The following is a 16,802-nucleotide window of genomic DNA, read 5'->3' as shown; positions in this document are numbered from 1 at the left end:
GGGCACCACCGAGCAGGGGAGAGCGAATGCGCACCGTCTGGGGCATCATCAGGGTCGCGGCGGCGGCGGGCATCATCGTCGCGATCGTCGGCCAGTTCGCCAAGAGCCTCTCGATGGTGCCGGATCCGGTGTTCTTCGTCATCAACTTCCTGAGCTTCTTCACGATCCTCTCCAACGCCCTGTCGGCGATCGTGCTCTTGATCGGCGCCTGGTACGCGTTCCGCGGCTCGAGCGACCCCGGCTGGTACAACCTCGCCCGGGCCTCGATCGTGACCTACATGGCGACGACGTTCGTCGTCTTCAACCTGCTGCTGCGCGACCTCGCGCTTGATCAGGCGGCCACCGTGCCGTGGTCGAACGAGATCCTGCACGTCTGGGCCCCGCTCTATGTCGTACTCGACTGGGTGCTCGCTCCGGGGCGCCGGCCGATCGCGTGGAAGCGCATCTGGACGATCGCGATCGTCCCGATCGTCTGGGTGGTCTACACGATGATCCGCGGCGCGATCGTCGGCTGGTACCCGTACCCGTTCCTGAACCCCGCCATCGAGCCGGGCGTCGGCTACGACGGCGTCACGGTCTACGTCATCGCGATCGCCGCGTTCATCCTGCTCGTCGGAAGCGGCATCCTCGGCATCAGCCGGGCGGCGTGGCCCTACCGTTCCGCGCCCGAGGAGCAGGCTGCGATGGCGGAGGCGTCGCCGGTCGCTCGCTGACCTCGCGGACTCGCGCGGTCGTGCCGCCTCAGGCGCGGGTGTGCTGCAACCAGCGGGCGATGCCCTCGCGTACCAGGGCCGTCTGCGCCTGGAGTCCATCGTCACGGGCCGGCAGCTCGACGAGCGGCGCGCCGAGGCCGGCCGCCCAGCGTTCGGCGAGCGCGTAGGGGTGCACGGGGTCTCGCGGCGCCCCGATGACGAGCGAGCGGATGCCGCGGGGTTCGAGCCCCGCGAGCTCCGAGTCGTCGCGGAACGCGCGGTTGCGCGGGATCTCGACGAGGCGCATCGCCCGCCGCGCGGCATCCGGCGCCGTGAACTGGGCCAGCAGCCCGCGCGCGCCGGCCGGCGACACCGCGGCGACATGCTGGAAGACCGCCCGCTCGCGGAACTCGTCGATGCCTGCAGGGCCGGCATCGGCGAGGATCTGGCCGATCACCGGGAAGGGCCGCAGGTTCTCGGGCAGCGACAGGTCGCTGAACGAGGGGCGCACGAACACCGCGCGTTCGATCGGCAGCAGCTCGTCGAGCGCCAGTCGGAGGGCGAGTGCCGCGCCGAGCGAGATGCCGATGACCGTGAGCGGGGCCGATGCCTCGGGCGACGGCTGGCCGGCATCGTCGATCGCCTCGCGCACCGACGCCGCGACCTCCGCGGCGAGCCGGTCGAGACGGAAGTCGTCGGGCTCGCCGACGGTGAGGAACCCGCCGTGAGCACGGATGTCGGGCGCGACGATGAGTTCGTCGGGGCCGACCGCGGCGTGCACGGCGGGGGTGAACAGTTCGAGCGGTTGGCGTCGATCGGCGCCGAGGCCGTGCAGAAGAACGGTCGTCATCGGGGGGAACCTCCCGGCAGTGGGGAACGCAAGGTCCATGCGCGGTGGAGCGACGGGCGAACGATCGCGCGTCTCACGTGCGCCGCCCGCCGAGCTCTGCGATGAGTTCGTCGGCCAGTCGCACGAGGATCGCGATCTGATCATCGTCACGATCGACCCAACGGTACTCCGGCTCGTCGCGAATGGGAACGAAGTCGTCGTGCTGTTCCCAGACGACGAGGGTGCGATCGGCGCCGAGCACGTACTGCTGCCACCAGACCTGGCGGAGGTAGCTGCGGGGGATGCCGCGCCAGGCGCGCGACGTGGTCTTGATCTCGCAGAGTTCGAGCGCGCCGGTGGGCGTCACCCGCAGTCCGTCGGGCGTCGCGAGGTGACGGCGCTCGAACTCGGCGTGGAAGAGCAGGCTCGACGGCTCGATGTCGTGCGTGCGTCGCACCCACTCGGCGATGACGGGCTCGCGCTCCTTGCCGTGGTCGGTGAAGCGGCTGCCGCCGAACGAACTGCCGTTGCGTTTCTCCCACGCCGCGGAGCGCACCGATGCGAAGGAGGCGAGCTTGGCGGCATCCGTCGCAGTGATGCCGCGCGAGCGGGCCCGGAGCCACGCGACCCGGTCGCTCGAATCGGCCACGACACGCGAATGACACGGATGCCGCGGGCGCTCGTCGACCGCGACCGCCGTCGTCTCGCCCTCGAGATCGAAGAGGGCGAAGGGGGTGTCTGGCACCTGTCGAGCGTACCGCTCCCGCCTGTCAGCGAGCCGACCTCGCGCGCGTGTGCTCGTGCTCGGTTCAGCGTGCCGCGAGGGCGTCGATGCCCTCGGGCGAGAGCGCATGGTGGATCGCGAGCATGCTCGCCCCGAGCACGGCCGCGTTCTCGGCGGCGGCCGACGCCACGATGACGAGGTGTTCGGTCGCAAGGGGCATCGAGCGCGTGTAGACGACCTCGCGCACGCCGGCGATGAGGTGCTCGCCGGCCCGCGCCATCGAACCGCCGATCGCGACGACCGAGGGGTTCACGAGGCTCACGCAGGCGGTCAGCACCTCGCCGATGTCGCGGCCCGCCTGTCGCACGGCCTGGATCGCGTCGATGTCGCCGCGCTTGACGAGCTCGACGACGTCGTTGCCCGAGTTCGCCTCGATGCCCTGTTCGCGGAGCGCCCTGGCGATGGCGGGGCCGGAGGCGAGGGCCTCGAGGCATCCGCGGTTGCCGCAGTGGCAGGGCACGTCGCTGCCGCGCGCGACGCGCACGTGACCGATGTCGCCGGCGATGCCCTGCGCCCCGCGCTGCAGGAGGCCGCCCGAGATGATGCCGGAGCCGATGCCCGTCGCGACCTTCACGAACATGAGGTGCTCGACCTGCGGCCAGGCGAGTGCGCGCTCGCCGAGGGCCATGATGTTCACGTCGTTGTCGACGAGCACGGGCACCTCGAGGTGCTGCTGCACCCAGCCCGGCACGTCGAAGCGGTCCCAGCCGGGCATGATCGGCGGATTGACCGGTCGCCCGGTGGAGTGCTCGACGGGGCCCGGCACGCCGACGCCGATGGCGGCGAGCTCGTGCCGGTCGCGGCCGAGTCCGTCGATGAGTGCGAGCCCTGCGTCGACCATCCAGCCGAGCACGGCCTCCGGCCCCTGCGCGATGTCGATGGGCTCGCCGTGCTCGGCGAGCACGGTTCCTGCGAGATCGGTGACGGCGATCGTGGCGTGCGAGGCGCCGAGGTCGGCGGCGAGCACGATGCGCGCGCCCGGGTTCAGAGCGAACTGCGATGGCGGCCGACCGCCGGTCGATGCGGCGTCGGCCACGGGGGAGACGAGCCCGAGCCCCATGAGCTCGTCGACGCGCGCCGCGATGGTCGAGCGGGCGAGGCCCGTGCTGGCCGCGAGCGAGGCGCGCGTGCGCGGCGCTCCGTCGCGGAGCAGCTGGAAGAGTTCACTCGCCCCCGAGGTCCCGAGTGCCGAGCCCCGGCTGATGTCGACCATGCACTGAGTAAAGCACACCAGCTTGTCGTCTCGGGAAATCTCGAAGGTGTAACGACTCCGGCAACTTTTGACGGGGGGCTAGCAAAAGGTGCGGGGAGTGTGTCAGCATGGCGACCATGACAACGGATGTCACCGCCCCAGCCCGCACGATGCGTGCCGGCTTCGTCGGCGGCGGTTTCATGGCCGCCGTGCACTCCCGGGCCGCTCGCGCCGCCCGGGCCGAGCTCATCGGCGGTGCGTCCTCCTCTGCCGATCGTGCTCGCGACGCCGCCGAACGACTCGGCCTCGATTCGGCCTTCGACTCGGTCGACGAACTGCTCGCCGATCCCGACATCGACGTCGTGCACGTCTGCACGCCGAACGCGACGCACGCGGCGATCGCCCGGGCCGCCCTCGAGGCCGGCAAGCACGTGATCTGCGAGAAGCCGCTCGCGACCTCGGCGACGGATGCCGCGGAGCTGACCGCGCTCGCCGAGGAGCGCGGACTCGTGGCCGCCGTGCCCTTCGTCTATCGCTTCCACCCGATGGCCCGCGAGGCGCGGGCCCGAGTCGCCCGCGGTGAGACGGGTCGTCTCCTCAGCGTGCAGGGCGCCTACCTGCAGGACTGGCTGGCCGCGCCCCACGACGACGACTGGCGGGTCGACGCCGCACTCGGCGGCCCCTCGCGGGCGTTCGCCGACATCGGCTCGCATCTCGTCGACCTGCTCGAGTTCGTCTCGGGCGAGCGCATCGAGCGGCTGAGCGCCTCGACCCGCACCGTCTACGAGGCCAGGGCCATGCACGACGACATCGCGACCGAAGACCTCGTCGCGGTCGTCGTCGAGCTCGCCTCCGGCGCCGTCGGCACGCTGCTCGTGTCGCAGGTCGCGCCGGGTCGCAAGAACGCCCTCTCGATCGAGCTCTCGGGCACCGACGCGAGCGTGCGCTTCGAGCAGGAGCGCCCCGACACCCTGTGGCTCGGGCGCACCGACGCGTCGAGCATCATCGAACGCGACCCAGCGCGGCTCGCCGGGGACGCGGCGCGGCTGTCGCTCGTGCCCGCGGGGCATCCGATGGGCTATCAGGACGCCTTCAACGCGTTCGTCGCCGACGCGTACGCCGCGATCGGCGGGCAGGCACCCGAGGGGCTGCCCCGATTCGACGACGGGCTGCGCGCCGTGCGTGTGACCGAGGCGGTGCTCGCCTCGGCGGCGAGCGGCAACTGGGTGGAGGTGGCGGCATGACCGCGGAGCAGCCGCAGGCCGGGGCCGGCCGCAGCGCCGTGCTCGACGGCGAGCCCGTGCTCGTGGCCACGGGCCTCGAGAAGTCGTTCTTCGGCGTCACCGTGCTGCGTGGGGTCGGGCTCACGCTCCACCCGGGCGAAGTGCACGGCCTCGTCGGCGAGAACGGCGCCGGCAAGTCGACGTTCATGAAGATCCTCGCGGGCGTCTACGAGCGCGACGCCGGCAGCGTCGCCCTCGGCGGCGACGAGGTGGCGTTCAGCCACCCGGTCGAGGCCGCACGCGCGGGGCTCGCCACCGTCTTCCAGGAGTTCAATCTCCTGCCGGAGCGCACCGTCGCGCAGAACGTCTTCCTCGGCCGCGAGCCGCGGCGTCACGGCCTCGTCGACCGGAAGGCGATGCTCGCGGAGACCCGGGCACTGCTCGCCGACCTCGGCATCGACTCGATCGAAGCGGATGCCCCGGTGCGCACGCTCACCGTCGCCGAGCAGCAGATCGTCGAGATCGTCAAGGCGCTCTCGGTCGACGCCCGGGTGATCCAGATGGACGAGCCGACGGCCGCGCTCGCCGACCACGAGGTCGAACTGCTCTACACGATCGTGCGCCGGCTCTCCGAACGGGGTGTCGCCATCCTCTACGTCTCGCACCGGCTGAAGGAGATCTTCGACCTCTGCGACACGATCACCGTGCTGAAGGACGGCGCGCTCGTCTCGAGCGGCCCGGCCGCCGAACTCGACACCGACGAGCTCGTGCGCCGCATGGTCGGCCGACCGATCTCCGCCTACTTCCCCGCGGCCGAGGAGGGCACGGCTGTGGGGGAGCCGCGGCTCGAACTGCGCGGCGCGGGCAACGCCTACGTCGACGACATCGACCTCGAACTCCGGGCGGGCGAGATCGTGGGCGTCGCGGGCCTGCAGGGCTCCGGCCGCACCGAGCTCGTCGAAGCGCTCTTCGGCATCGACCAGTTCACGCGCGGCGAGCTGCGGCTCGACGGCCGCCCGGTGCGGATGACCTCGGCGCGGCAGGCCGTGAAGGCGGGCGTCGCCCTCATCACCGAGGACCGCAAGGCCCAGGGCCTCGCGCTGAACCAGTCGGTCGGCGACAACGCGCTGCTCGTCATCCGCTCGGTCTTCGCGCGGCGCACGACGGCGGCCCGACGCGAGCTGCCGGGCGTGCTCTCCTCGCTCGAGGTCTCCTCGCGCGGCGTCGACCAGGAGGTGCAGTACCTCTCGGGCGGCAACCAGCAGAAGGTCGTGCTCGCGAAGTGGCTCGCCACGAAGCCGCGCGTCGTGCTGCTCGACGAGCCGACCCGTGGCATCGACGTCGGCGCGAAGGTCGCCGTCTACACGCTCATGCGACGGCTCGCGAAGGAAGGGGTCGCCATCCTCATGATCTCCTCGGAACTGCCCGAGGTCATCGGCATGTCCGACCGCATCGTGGTCATGCACGACGGCCGGGCCTCGGCCGAACTGCCCGCGCGCAGCGACGAGGCCACGATCCTCTCGGCCGCCACCGGCACCCTCAAGGTCGGCGGCGCGAAGGTCGTCGGCACGGCGGATGACGCTGACGATGCGAGCAGTCCGGCCAGTGGCAGCGCCGCGGCGGATGACGCTGAACAGGAGCCCGGCCGATGAGCGCCGCGACCGCGACATCCGCTCGCCGGGGCCGCCGTCGTCGCCTCGACGCGAGCCTCATCGTGGGCATCGCCCTCGTGGGCGTGATCATCATCGGCGCGATCCTCGTCGCGAGCGTCGGCCGCAACTTCTTCAGCGCCGGCAACATCCGCGACATCCTCACCGGCATGAGCGTGCTCGGCTTCGTCGCGATCGGCCAGACGCTCGTGATCCTCTGCGCCTCGCTCGACCTCTCCGTGCCCTACGTCGTGAGCCTGTCGAGCCTCATCGCCGCCGACATGATGGCCGGCGATCCGGCGAACATCCCGGTCGCGGTGCTCGCCGTGCTCGTGGTCGCCGCCCTCATCGGCCTCGCCAACGGCCTCATCGTGACGAAGCTCAAGGTCAACGGCTTCATCGCGACCCTCGGCACGGGGCTCATCATCAAGGGCTACCTCGACACGAACTACAAGGGCACGAGCGGCGAGGTGCCGTGGGAGTTCCAGCTCATCGGCGCGACCGGCATCGGTCCGGTGCCCGTGTCGACGCTCATCATGCTCGCGGTCGCACTCGCCGGGGCGTTCTTCCTCGCCCGCACCAGAACCGGCAACCACATGTTCGCCGTCGGCGGCGACGAGCAGGTCGCGCGGCTCTCGGGCATCCGCACCGCTCGACCGGTCATCGTCGCGCACATGCTGTGCTCGATCACGGCCGCGTTCGCCGGCCTGCTGCTCGCGAGTCGGCTCGGCGTCGGCAGCCCGACCGTCGGCACCCAGGGCGGGTACGACCTGCTCTCGATCGCCGCGGTCGTGCTCGGCGGCACCCTGCTCATGGGCGGCCGCGGCTCGATCTGGGGCACCATCGGCGGCGTCGCGATCTTCGCCGTGGTCGACAACGTGATGAGCGTCATGCAGGTCAACCCGTTCCTGAAGGACGTCGTGCGCGGCATCGTCATCGTCGCGGCCGTCGCCGTGTACACGAGCCGTTCGCTCGACCGGCGGCGCCCGCGATTCGGATCAGGGGCCGCCGAACCCGAGCGGCCGGGTGATCAAGACGCGGCCCCGCCGGCCGTCGCGCACGAGAAGGAGGCATCGGCATGAGCGCCGCGACCACCGGGCAGCCCACCGCCGGCCAGCGCCTCGCGGGCTTCGGCCGCATGCTCGTCAGCCCCCGGGGTGCGGTGTTCCTGCTGCTGATCGTGCTGCTCGTCGCGATCGCCCTGCTGAATCCGTCGTTCGCGGAGCCGTCGCAGTTCATCCGCTTCGTGCAGCGCGTGGCGCCCGTCGCGATCGTCGCGATCGGCCAGTACTTCGTGATCGTCGGCGGCGAGTTCGACCTCTCGATGGGTTCGGTCGTCACCGCCCAGGTCGTGATCGCCGGCAACCTCATCGGGCAGGACGAGGCGAAGTCGCTGCCCGTGCTCGCCTTCATGCTCGTGTTCGGGGCGTTCATCGGCCTCATCAACGGCCTCATCGTCACGCTGCTCAAGGTGCCGAGCTTCATCGCGACCCTCGGCATGATGCTCGCCCTGCTCGGCGCGACCCTCTACTGGACCGGCGGCGCGGCCACCGGCAACCCGGCCGACGGCTTCCGCGAGATCGGCCGCGGCGGCATCAGGGGCCTGCCCGTCATCGAGATCCTGCCCTGGTCGGTCGTGGTGCTGGCGGTGGTGCTCCTCGTCGCGATCTGGTTCGCGCGCCGTCCGTTCGGCCGCACCATCATCGCCCTCGGCGACAATCCGACGACCGCCAGGTACTCGGGCACCCGCAACTGGTGGGTGAAGACGTCGACCTTCATCATCTCCTCGCTCTCGGCGACCGTCGCGGGCGTGCTGCTCGTCGGTTACGCCGGGGTGCACCCGAGCGTCGGCCGCGGCTACGAGTTCACCGCGATCACCGCGGTCGTGCTCGGCGGCGTGGTGCTCGGCGGCGGTCGCGGCTGGGTCGTCGCAGCGGCGGCCGGCGCCTTCGCGCTCGAGGCGCTCTTCACGCTGCTGAACTTCGCCGGGGTGCCCTCGACCTATCGCGACGCGGTGCAGGGCGCGATCATCATCATCGCCGTCGCGTACGCCGCGACCACCGTTCGCGCCCGTCGCAAGGGCCGCGCCCTCGAGGCGCCCACGATCCCGCCGACTCCGTCACCGGAGCCCGCGCCCCAGACTTCGCCGGCACCGGCGGAGGAGCAGGATGCCGCGGCATCCGCTCGCCCTGCACCCATTCCCTCGACGCAGAGGGCTGACAACGAAACCAAGGGAGGTTCGTGATGCGACGCAGGTATGCAGTGGCATCCGCCATGGTCGGCGCTCTCGCGCTGATCGCGCTGGCCGGATGTACCACCGATCCCAACGTGGCCGCGCCGTCTGATGACGCCGGAACCACGGAGGAAGCGGTCGAGTGGTTCGACCAGGAGCTCTACGACAAGCAGTACGCCGAACGGTCCGTCGTGCCCGAAGGGCCAGAGGGGCAGCCGTGGCTGCAGTACATCAACGCCGAGATGACCGACACGTCGGCGTACGCGGGAACCGGCGCGAAGAAGGCATGCTTCGCGAACGCCTCGATCTCCAACCCGTGGCGCCAGACGGGCTGGATCACCATGAACCAGCAGCTGCAGGTGCTGCAGGAAGCGGGGGTCATCTCCGAGATGGAGACCCGCGACGCGCAGGACTCGGATGACACGCAGATCGCCGACATCGACTACTTCATCAACGAGGGCAACTGCGACATCTTCATCATCTCGCCGAACTCCACGGCGGCCATGACCCCGGCCGTCGAGCGTGCGTGCGACACGGGCAAGCCCGTCGTGGTCTTCGACCGCGGCGTGCAGACCGACTGCCCCGTCACGTTCATCCACCCCATCGGCGGATTCGCGTGGGGCATCGACACCGCCGAGTTCCTGATCGAGGAGCTCGAACCGGGTTCGAAGGTCGTCGCGCTCCGGATCCTCCCGGGCGTCGACGTGCTCGAGCAGCGCTGGGCGGCGGCCGAGAAGCTCTTCTCGGAGAACGACATCGAGGCGGTCGACTACTTCACGGGAGCCGACCCCGCCGAGATCAAGAAGATCATCTCCGACGAGCTCGCCAAGGGCGACGTCGACGGCGTGTGGATGGACGCCGGTGACGGCGCCGTCGCCGCCATCGAGGCATTCGAGGACGCCGGCGTCGACTACCCCGTCATGACGGGCGAGGACGAGATGAGCTTCCTGCGCAAGTGGAAGGAGACGGGGCTCACGGGTCTGGCACCGGTGTACTCCAACTTCCAGTGGCGCACGCCGCTGCTCGCTGCGCAGAAGATCTTCGCGGGCGAGGAGATCCCGAAGGAGTGGGTGCTGCCGCAGTCGCCGATCACCGCAGAAGAGGTCGACCAGTACCTCGAGGCGAACGACGGCATGCCCGACGGGCACTACGCGAAGTTCGGCGGCGAAGACCTGCCGGGCTACCCGCAGGTCTGGCAGGACCGCGTGATCCCGTGAGGATGAGCGCGTGACCGCCTAATCTGGTCGGGCGGCGGTGGGTCACCCTCCGCCGCCCGATCGCCTATTCGATCGCACGCTCGCAAGGAGGCAGCATGCGCCGCATCATCGGCGTCAACACCTGGGTCTGGACCTCGCCCCTCGACGACGACTCGCTCGTCGAGCTCGCCGCGAAGGCTGCGGGCATGGGCTTCGGCGCGATCGAGCTGCCGGTCGAGACGCCGGGCGACTGGTCGCCCGATACCGCGGCCGACGTGCTCCGCGACCACCGGCTCGCGCCCGTGGTGATCGGGGCGATGGGCCCCGGGCGGAACCTCATCGCGGCGCCCGGCTCCGAGGTCGTCGCCACCCAGAACTACCTCGTGCACTGCGTCGGCGTCGCCGAGCGGCTCGGCGCCCGAGTGGTCGCCGGCCCGTTCACGGCCGCGACCGGCCGCACCTGGCGCATGGACGACGAGGAGCGCGCGGCCCGCTACCGCGAGTTGCAGGGCAGCCTCGGTCCCGTCGTGCGGGCGGCGGAGCGGAGCGGCATCCGGCTCGCGATCGAACCGCTCAACCGCTACGAGACGAGCCTCGTCAACACCGTCGAGCAGGCGCTCGAGGCGCTCGGGCCGCTTCTCGGCCCCGGACTGGGGCTCGCGCTCGACAGCTACCACCTGAACATCGAGGAGAAGCACGTGGGCGACGCGATCCGCCTCGCCGGGGAGCACCTCGCCTACGTGCAGGTCTGCGGCAACGACCGCGGTGCCGTCGGCGACGACCACACCGACTGGCCGGCCTTCCTCGACGCCCTCGACGACGTGGGCTATTCCGGCCCGCTCGGCCTCGAGAGCTTCACGGCCGACAACGACACGATCGCGGTCGCCGCATCGGTGTGGCGACCGCTCGCCGCATCGCAGGACGAACTGGCGGAACGGAGCATCCGCTACCTGACCGCACTCCAAGACGAACGGGAGCAACGATGACCCCTCGAGAACCTCAGGACGGCGCCGAGCAGCAGCGTTCAGCAGCGACGGATGCCGCGGCATCCGCGACCCGCCCCGTCACCCTCTTCACGGGGCAGTGGGCCGACCTGCCGTTCGCGGAGGTCGCGCGGCTCGCGGCGGAGTGGGGCTACGACGGGCTCGAGATCGCCTGCTCGGGCGACCACCTCGACCTGAAGCGCGCCGAGGAGGAGCCCGGCTACCTCGACGAGCGGCGGGAGATCCTCGAGCGCCACGGCCTCGAGGTGTTCGCGATCTCGAACCACCTCACCGGCCAGGCCGTCTGCGACGCGCCCATCGACTTCCGCCACGAGGCCATCGTGCGGCCCTACACCTGGGGCGACGGCGACGCCGAGGGGGTCAGGCAGCGTGCCGCCGAGGACATGAAGCGCTCGGCGCGCGTCGCCCGGGCGCTCGGGGTCGACACCGTCGTCGGGTTCACCGGCTCGTCGATCTGGCCGTATGTGGCGATGTTCCCGCCGGTGCCCGCCTCGGTGATCGACGCCGGCTTCGAGGACTTCGCGGCGCGTTGGAACCCGATCCTCGACGTCTTCGACGCCGAGGGCGTGCGGTTCGCGCACGAAGTGCATCCCTCCGAGATCGCGTACGACTACTGGAGCTCGGTGCGCGCCCTCGAGGCGATCGGGCACCGCGCGGCGTTCGGGTTCAACTGGGACCCGTCGCACATGATGTGGCAGAACATCGACCCGGTGGGCTTCATCTGGGACTTCAAGGACCGCATCTACCACGTCGACTGCAAGGACACGCGGATGCGCCCGGCCAACGGCCGCGCCGGCGTGCTCGGCTCGCACCTGCCGTGGGGCGACCCGCGCCGGGGCTGGGACTTCGTCTCGACCGGGCACGGCGACGTGCCGTGGGAGGACTCGTTCCGCGCGCTCGACGCGATCGGCTACGCCGGCCCGATCTCGGTCGAGTGGGAGGACGCCGGGATGGATCGTCTGCACGGGGCGGCGGAGGCGGTCGGATTCATCCGCTCGCTGCTCTGGCCGAAGCCGACGGCGTCGTTCGACGCGGCCTTCTCGAACCAGTAGCGGCGGCCGTACGATCGGGTCTGTGCGTCTCGCCCCGAACCCGTCTCGCCCCGACCGCGATCTCTCGAGGCCGCTGCCGTCGTCGCTCAGCTGGACGGTGCTGGCGGTGTTCGCCGCGGCGCTCGCGATCACGGTCGCGGTCGGCGCTCTGCCTTGGTGGATCGCGGGGTGGTACGCCGTCGCGAGTCTCGTGGCCCTCGCGGCCTACGGCCTCGACAAGCGCGCGGCGAAGCGCGGCGGGCCGCGCACCTCCGAGTCGGCGCTGCTCATGATGGGCTTCGCCGGCGGCTGGCCCGGGGCGCTCGTCGCCCAGCAGCTCTTCCGTCACAAGACGCGCAAGCGCAGCTTCCGCCGGGCGTTCTGGCTCACCGTCGGGGTCAACGTGCTCGTGCTGGGGGCGTTCGCCGCCCTCGTGCAGGCGGGCCTCCGGTTGCCCGAGCTCGACTACTCGGGAATGCTCCAGTAGTACGCGACACCGCCGGGGTGCAGCTCGGTGATCGCCCAGTCGACTGAACGGTCCCACGTCGGGTCGGTGTGACCCGCATAGAGGATCGTGACGGAGCCGTCGGCGTTCGTCTCGACCGAGGTGACGACGCCGGTGTGGTCGCGGTCGCCCGAGTCGTCCCAGTCGAACTGCACGACGTCGCCGACCTCGACCGAGGAGCGCTCGTCGTCGGTGAGCGCGGTCGCGCGCTCGGGGTGCTCCTCGAGGTAGTCGTGCATGGCCGTCGAGCTGATCCAGGCGTCGGCGTGGCTGTACGGGTCGCCCGACTCGTCGAACCACCACTCGTCGTCCTCGGCCCAGCCCCTGGCGAGCAGGGTCTGGCTCGTGAAGTTCACGCAGTCGTTCTCGTCGACGTAGCCGTAGGTGTCGCTCTCGGAGTCGGTCCAGTGCTCTGCGGCGTAGGTGAGCTGGGCGGCGACACCGTCGGAGTAGGCCGAGAAGTCGGCGGCCTCGATGTCCGCCTGCGATACATCGCGGCCGGCGCCGCCGCCCGGCCCGCTCATCGTGACGGCGGCGCCGTCCGCCGCGGCCTCGTCGGCTCCCGCCTGCACGGTCGCCCACGCGATGGCCGCCCCGCCTGCGGCGAGGACGGCGGCGGCGATCCCGGCGAATACCAGGACGCGACGGTTGCGGATTTCACGGGTGTTGGGGGAGGGGGACATCGATGCCAGCGTATGGACCTCGCCTGTACATCACCCGAATTGTCGGTTCAGTCCGCGACGCTCCAGTAGTACACCTTCGTCTCGGGGTGCTTCGGATGGTCGTCGACCGATCGATCCCATGTGGCGTCCGTGTGCCCCCCGTAGTACACCTCGATCTCGCCGTCGTCGCCCTCGCGAACCGCGGTGACGATGGCGGTGTGGTCGCGGTCGCCGGAGTCGTCCCAGTCGAACTGCACGATGTCACCGGGCTTCACCTGCTCGCGCTGGCCGTCGGACAGTGCCGTCGCCCGTTCGGGGTGGGCGGCGAGGTAGTCGCGGAAGAGCGTCGACGAGCGCCAGGCGGGGGAGTGGGCGTAGGCGTCCCCGTCCTCCGAGTACCACCATTCCTCGTCGACCTCCCAGCCGCGTTCGATGAGGGATTGCGAGGTGAAGTTCACGCAGTCGTCGACACCGAGCACGCCGTAGCGCTCGCTCGAGTCGGCGTCCCATCGGTCGCGCACGTACTGGAGCTGGCGCAGCACGGGCGTCGGCAGTTCGGCATCGAGTTCGAGTGCCGCCTCGTTCGGGTGGCTGCCGTCGCCCCCTTGCGTTCCCGGCCCGGTCGGGGCCGCGGCGGCGATGACCGCCGTGACGATCGCGATGACGAGCCAGACGAGGAGCGCGACGGCGACGAGGGCCGCACCGCCCGCGACGAGCCGCCGCCGCAGGTAGATCTCGCGGGCGGGGCGTTCGGGTGGCGTGCTCATTTCATCCACCGTAGGCGTCGATGGGTGCGGGCGGACGACGGCCACGCAGCATCCGCTCGACGAAGTCATAGGAAACGCATAGCCGGGCGCGGATACTGGAGTCATGAGCACGAACGCCGCAGCGACCCCGCACCGCGCCCCCGCCATCGCGAAGGGCGACGGCTCGATGGTGCGCGTGCTCGTGGTCGACGACGAGCACTCGCTCACCGAGCTGCTCAAGATGGCGCTGAAGTACGAGGGATGGGACGTGCGCACCGCGGGCGACGGCCAGACGGCGGTGAGGATCGCCCGTGAGTTCCGCCCCGACGCGATCGTGCTCGACATCATGCTGCCCGACATCGACGGCCTCGAGGTGCTGCAGCGCGTGCGGGCCGACGGCACCGAGACGCCCGTGCTCTTCCTCACCGCGAAGGACTCGCTCGACGACCGCATCGCCGGGCTCACGGCCGGCGGCGACGACTACGTCACGAAGCCGTTCAGCCTCGAAGAGGTCGTTGCACGTCTGCGCGGACTCATCCGGCGTTCGACACTCATGCTCGCCCAGGCGAAGGATCCGGTGCTCGTCGTCGGCGACCTGACCCTCGACGAGGACTCCTACGAGGTCAGCCGCGGCGGCACGCCGATCGAGCTGACCGCCACCGAGTTCGAGCTGCTGCGCTTCCTCATGCGCAACCCGCGGCGTGTGCTCTCGAAGGCGCAGATCCTCGACCGCGTCTGGAGCTACGACTTCGGCGGCAAGGAGTCGGTCGTCGAGCTCTACATCTCGTACCTGCGCAAGAAGATCGACGCGGGCCGCGAGCCGATGATCCACACCGTGCGCGGCGCCGGCTACATGCTGAAGGCCACCGGATGACGCGGCCGGGCGATCCCGGCTACGCGGCGTCGGCTCGGGCGACCGCGACGGGGACGACCCCGGTGGTCGACGACGGCCCTGAGCTCGACGACATCCTCGACGCCGACGACATCACCGACACCGACGCCGACACCGATGACGTCGTGGATGGGGAGGGCACGAGTCCGCAGAGGGGCCGTCATCCGTGGACGCTGCATCGGCGACTCCTCGTCGTCGTGGCGGCACTGCTCGTCGCGGTGAGTGCCGCCATCGGCATCGTGACCGTCTTCGTCTTCCATTCGTCGTCGGTCGAGCGCCTCGACGCGAGTCTTCGCGCGACGGCGTCGAGGGCGACCGAGGTTGCCGGTCCGGGGGTCACTGGGGATCCGGAGGCGAGCGTCGACGAGTTCCTGCGAGTCCCGGGTCAGCCCGAGGGCACGCTCGGCGCGATCGTCCTTCCCGACGGCAGGGTCTTCGCGAAGTACATCTCGACCCTCGGACAGCTGCCCGATCCGGGGGCGGGCGCGACGGTCCCGTTGGCCGAGGTGCTCGCCGACGGGCAGCCGCACACGATCACGGCCGGCGCCCTCGGCGACTATCGCGCACTCGCGGTGCAGGTGCAGCCCGAGTTCCGGGTCGTGCTCGCCCTCCCGCTCGCCGACCTGAACGCCCAGACCGTCCAACTGGCCTGGACGATCGCGCTCGTCGCGCTCGCCGGGCTCGCCATCGCGCTCGGCTTCGGCTCGATCATCGTGCGTCGAGCCCTCAGCCCGCTCGCAGAGGTCACCGCGACCGCCCAGCACGTCTCCGAACTGCCCCTCGACCGCGGCGACGTGGCACTCGCCGAACGTGTGCCCGTCGACGACGAGCGCACCGAGGTCGGCCGCCTCGGCAGCGCCTTCAACCGCATGCTCGGCCACGTGGCATCCGCTCTCTCCGCACGCGAGGAGAGCGAGCAGAAGGTGCGTCGTTTCGTCGCCGATGCCAGCCACGAGCTGCGCACGCCGCTCGCGTCGATCCGCGGCTACGCCGAGCTCACCCGCCTGCACGGCGGCGAGCTTCCGCCCGACGTGCTGCACGCGATCGGACGCATCGAGTCGGAGTCGGTGCGCATGACCGAGCTCGTCGAAGACCTGCTGCTCCTCGCCCGTCTCGATGAGGGGCGCGAGCTCGCGGCCCAGCCGGTCGACCTCGGACGGGTGCTCGTCGAGGCGGTCGGCGATGCGCAGGCCGCCGGACCCGGGCACGACTGGGAGGTCCGGCTTCCGGATGTCCCGGCGATCGTCGTCGGCGATGAGCCGCGACTGCGGCAGGTCGTGACGAACCTGCTCGCGAACGCGCGCGTGCACACGCCCGACGGCACCGCGATCGTGGCCTCGCTCGGCCGCGATGGCGACGACGTGGTGCTCACGGTGGACGACGACGGCCCCGGCATCCCGCCTGCGCTGCAGGACTCGCTCTTCGAGCGCTTCGCGCGGGGCGACTCGTCGCGATCGCGCATCGCCGGCAGCACGGGCCTCGGGCTGGCGATCGTGCGCGGGGTGACCCTCGCCCACGGCGGCACGGTCGACGTCGTGAGCGAACCGGGTCGAACCCGCTTCACGGTGCGGCTGCCCGCCGTCGATGCGGCGACACCGTCGGAGTGAGCGGCTCGCCTCGGAGGCACTGAATCCGTTGCCTCCGACGTGACACGTTCACTCCGACGGCGGCAGCCGGTGACGGGGCGTGCGCTGCCGGCGGTGCCCGACGTCAGTCGCTGAGGCGCCCGAGCAGTTCGGCGAACGTCGCGATCTCCTGCGGCTCCCAGGTGCCGAGCCGCTGACGCAGCTCGGCCTGGCTGCCGGAGCGGATCTCGGCGACCCGCGCCGCCGCCTCGGGCGTCGCGGCGAGCACCCGCACGCGGGCGTCGTGCTCGTCGACCCGCGACTCGATGAGCCCGAGCTCCTCGAGCATGCGGATCTGGCGGCTCAGCACGCTCTTGTCGGTGTGCAGCTCCTCGGCGAGGGCGCCCGCGTGTGCGGGCCCCCTCGCGGCGAGGCTCGAGACCACCTTGTAGCCGAGCGGCGGCAGGTCGGGGTGGAGCATGGAGGCGTAGAGCTTCCAGTTGGCGCGCACCCGGTGGAAGAGCCGGCCGAACTGCTGCTCGACGGCGGCGATGGCGCGCTCGGCGTCGATCTCGGGTTCGGCGGTCATGCCGGTCATT

General features: G+C 71.0%; 17 protein-coding genes. 11 read left to right on the top strand and 6 right to left on the bottom strand.

Annotated elements, in window-relative coordinates; all coding sequences use genetic code 11:
* Positions 1–26: 26 nt before the first annotated feature.
* Positions 27–713 carry a Pr6Pr family membrane protein gene (locus ASE14_RS16490; RefSeq protein ID WP_056657466.1) on the top strand — a complete coding sequence of 229 codons (687 nt, stop codon included), beginning with the start codon at positions 27–29 and terminating at the stop codon, positions 711–713.
* A 28-nt stretch (positions 714–741) separates the two neighbouring features.
* On the opposite strand, the gene ASE14_RS16485 is transcribed toward ASE14_RS16490, so the two are convergent.
* From ASE14_RS16485 to ASE14_RS16475, 3 genes are all read right to left on the bottom strand, one after another.
* Complete coding sequence (locus tag ASE14_RS16485) at positions 742–1,542, bottom strand: alpha/beta fold hydrolase (protein WP_056657463.1); 801 nt, start codon at positions 1,540–1,542, stop codon at positions 742–744.
* A gap of 73 nt (positions 1,543–1,615) precedes the next feature.
* Positions 1,616–2,170 carry a YqaJ viral recombinase family protein gene (locus ASE14_RS16480; RefSeq protein WP_056657794.1) on the bottom strand — a complete coding sequence of 185 codons (555 nt, stop codon included), beginning with the start codon at positions 2,168–2,170 and terminating at the stop codon, positions 1,616–1,618.
* Positions 2,171–2,330: 160 nt separating this feature from the next.
* On the bottom strand, positions 2,331–3,518 hold the full coding sequence (locus tag ASE14_RS16475) for an ROK family transcriptional regulator (RefSeq protein ID WP_157373057.1): 1,188 nt from the start codon (positions 3,516–3,518) through the stop codon (positions 2,331–2,333).
* A gap of 107 nt (positions 3,519–3,625) precedes the next feature.
* Here ASE14_RS16475 and ASE14_RS16470 point away from each other — a divergent pair, with 107 nt between their 5' ends.
* From ASE14_RS16470 to ASE14_RS16435, 8 genes are all read left to right on the top strand, one after another.
* Complete coding sequence (locus tag ASE14_RS16470) at positions 3,626–4,741, top strand: Gfo/Idh/MocA family protein (RefSeq protein ID WP_235511447.1); 1,116 nt, start codon at positions 3,626–3,628, stop codon at positions 4,739–4,741.
* Positions 4,738–6,372, top strand: coding sequence for a sugar ABC transporter ATP-binding protein (locus ASE14_RS16465; protein ID WP_082600979.1), 1,635 nt, complete (start codon positions 4,738–4,740; stop codon positions 6,370–6,372). Before ASE14_RS16470 ends, ASE14_RS16465 begins: the two co-directional genes overlap by 4 nt.
* The gene (locus ASE14_RS16460; RefSeq protein ID WP_056657460.1) at positions 6,369–7,451 is read left to right on the top strand and encodes an ABC transporter permease; all 1,083 of its coding nucleotides are present in this window, start codon (positions 6,369–6,371) and stop codon (positions 7,449–7,451) included. Before ASE14_RS16465 ends, ASE14_RS16460 begins: the two co-directional genes overlap by 4 nt.
* Positions 7,448–8,614: an ABC transporter permease gene (locus ASE14_RS16455; RefSeq protein WP_082600978.1), complete on the top strand. Its 1,167-nt coding sequence runs from the start codon at positions 7,448–7,450 to the stop codon at positions 8,612–8,614. Before ASE14_RS16460 ends, ASE14_RS16455 begins: the two co-directional genes overlap by 4 nt.
* On the top strand, positions 8,614–9,819 hold the full coding sequence (locus ASE14_RS16450) for a substrate-binding domain-containing protein (protein ID WP_056657457.1): 1,206 nt from the start codon (positions 8,614–8,616) through the stop codon (positions 9,817–9,819). The genes ASE14_RS16455 and ASE14_RS16450 overlap by 1 nt, the downstream gene beginning before the upstream one ends.
* 95 nt (positions 9,820–9,914) lie before the next feature.
* Positions 9,915–10,784, top strand: a complete 870-nt coding sequence (locus ASE14_RS16445; protein WP_056657455.1) for a sugar phosphate isomerase/epimerase — start codon at positions 9,915–9,917, stop codon at positions 10,782–10,784.
* Positions 10,781–11,854, top strand: coding sequence for a sugar phosphate isomerase/epimerase (locus ASE14_RS16440; RefSeq protein WP_082600977.1), 1,074 nt, complete (start codon positions 10,781–10,783; stop codon positions 11,852–11,854). Before ASE14_RS16445 ends, ASE14_RS16440 begins: the two co-directional genes overlap by 4 nt.
* Before the next feature lie 22 nt (positions 11,855–11,876).
* Complete coding sequence (locus tag ASE14_RS16435; protein WP_200953369.1) at positions 11,877–12,320, top strand: DUF1294 domain-containing protein; 444 nt, start codon at positions 11,877–11,879, stop codon at positions 12,318–12,320.
* On the opposite strand, the gene ASE14_RS16430 is transcribed toward ASE14_RS16435, so the two are convergent.
* Positions 12,299–13,021, bottom strand: coding sequence for an amidase domain-containing protein (locus ASE14_RS16430; RefSeq protein WP_056657453.1), 723 nt, complete (start codon positions 13,019–13,021; stop codon positions 12,299–12,301). The two genes, ASE14_RS16435 and ASE14_RS16430, sit on opposite strands and share 22 nt — an antisense overlap.
* Before the next feature lie 47 nt (positions 13,022–13,068).
* A complete protein-coding gene (locus tag ASE14_RS16425) occupies positions 13,069–13,767 on the bottom strand; it encodes an amidase domain-containing protein (protein ID WP_056657451.1) in 699 nt (232 codons plus the stop codon).
* 103 nt (positions 13,768–13,870) lie between these two features.
* Here ASE14_RS16425 and ASE14_RS16420 point away from each other — a divergent pair, with 103 nt between their 5' ends.
* The gene (locus ASE14_RS16420; protein ID WP_056657448.1) at positions 13,871–14,620 is read left to right on the top strand and encodes a response regulator transcription factor; all 750 of its coding nucleotides are present in this window, start codon (positions 13,871–13,873) and stop codon (positions 14,618–14,620) included.
* Complete coding sequence (locus ASE14_RS16415) at positions 14,617–16,245, top strand: cell wall metabolism sensor histidine kinase WalK (RefSeq protein WP_082600976.1); 1,629 nt, start codon at positions 14,617–14,619, stop codon at positions 16,243–16,245. Before ASE14_RS16420 ends, ASE14_RS16415 begins: the two co-directional genes overlap by 4 nt.
* Positions 16,246–16,348: 103 nt before the next feature.
* On the opposite strand, the gene ASE14_RS16410 is transcribed toward ASE14_RS16415, so the two are convergent.
* Entirely contained in the window at positions 16,349–16,792 is a 444-nt protein-coding gene (locus ASE14_RS16410) for a MarR family winged helix-turn-helix transcriptional regulator (RefSeq protein WP_162257760.1), read from the bottom strand.
* Between the last annotated feature and the right edge of the window lie 10 nt (positions 16,793–16,802).

The organism is Agromyces sp. Root81, assembly GCF_001429165.1.
Classification (GTDB): domain Bacteria; phylum Actinomycetota; class Actinomycetes; order Actinomycetales; family Microbacteriaceae; genus Agromyces.
Note: the sequence above shows the minus strand (reverse complement) of the source record. Positions and strands in the feature narration are given on the sequence as shown.

Excerpts from the sequence above, each read along its gene's own strand:
- ASE14_RS16490 (WP_056657466.1), top strand. The coding sequence starts at position 27 with ATGCGCACCGTCTGGGGCATCATCAGGGTCGCGGCGGCGGCGGGCATC.
- ASE14_RS16485 (WP_056657463.1), bottom strand. The coding sequence starts at position 1,542 with ATGACGACCGTTCTTCTGCACGGCCTCGGCGCCGATCGACGCCAACCG.
- ASE14_RS16475 (WP_157373057.1), bottom strand. The coding sequence starts at position 3,518 with ATGGTCGACATCAGCCGGGGCTCGGCACTCGGGACCTCGGGGGCGAGT.
- ASE14_RS16470 (WP_235511447.1), top strand. The coding sequence starts at position 3,626 with ATGGCGACCATGACAACGGATGTCACCGCCCCAGCCCGCACGATGCGT.
- ASE14_RS16465 (WP_082600979.1), top strand. The coding sequence starts at position 4,738 with ATGACCGCGGAGCAGCCGCAGGCCGGGGCCGGCCGCAGCGCCGTGCTC.
- ASE14_RS16460 (WP_056657460.1), top strand. The coding sequence starts at position 6,369 with ATGAGCGCCGCGACCGCGACATCCGCTCGCCGGGGCCGCCGTCGTCGC.
- ASE14_RS16455 (WP_082600978.1), top strand. The coding sequence starts at position 7,448 with ATGAGCGCCGCGACCACCGGGCAGCCCACCGCCGGCCAGCGCCTCGCG.
- ASE14_RS16450 (WP_056657457.1), top strand. The coding sequence starts at position 8,614 with ATGCGACGCAGGTATGCAGTGGCATCCGCCATGGTCGGCGCTCTCGCG.
- ASE14_RS16445 (WP_056657455.1), top strand. The coding sequence starts at position 9,915 with ATGCGCCGCATCATCGGCGTCAACACCTGGGTCTGGACCTCGCCCCTC.
- ASE14_RS16440 (WP_082600977.1), top strand. The coding sequence starts at position 10,781 with ATGACCCCTCGAGAACCTCAGGACGGCGCCGAGCAGCAGCGTTCAGCA.
- ASE14_RS16430 (WP_056657453.1), bottom strand. The coding sequence starts at position 13,021 with ATGTCCCCCTCCCCCAACACCCGTGAAATCCGCAACCGTCGCGTCCTG.
- ASE14_RS16425 (WP_056657451.1), bottom strand. The coding sequence starts at position 13,767 with ATGAGCACGCCACCCGAACGCCCCGCCCGCGAGATCTACCTGCGGCGG.
- ASE14_RS16420 (WP_056657448.1), top strand. The coding sequence starts at position 13,871 with ATGAGCACGAACGCCGCAGCGACCCCGCACCGCGCCCCCGCCATCGCG.
- ASE14_RS16415 (WP_082600976.1), top strand. The coding sequence starts at position 14,617 with ATGACGCGGCCGGGCGATCCCGGCTACGCGGCGTCGGCTCGGGCGACC.
- ASE14_RS16410 (WP_162257760.1), bottom strand. The coding sequence starts at position 16,792 with ATGACCGCCGAACCCGAGATCGACGCCGAGCGCGCCATCGCCGCCGTC.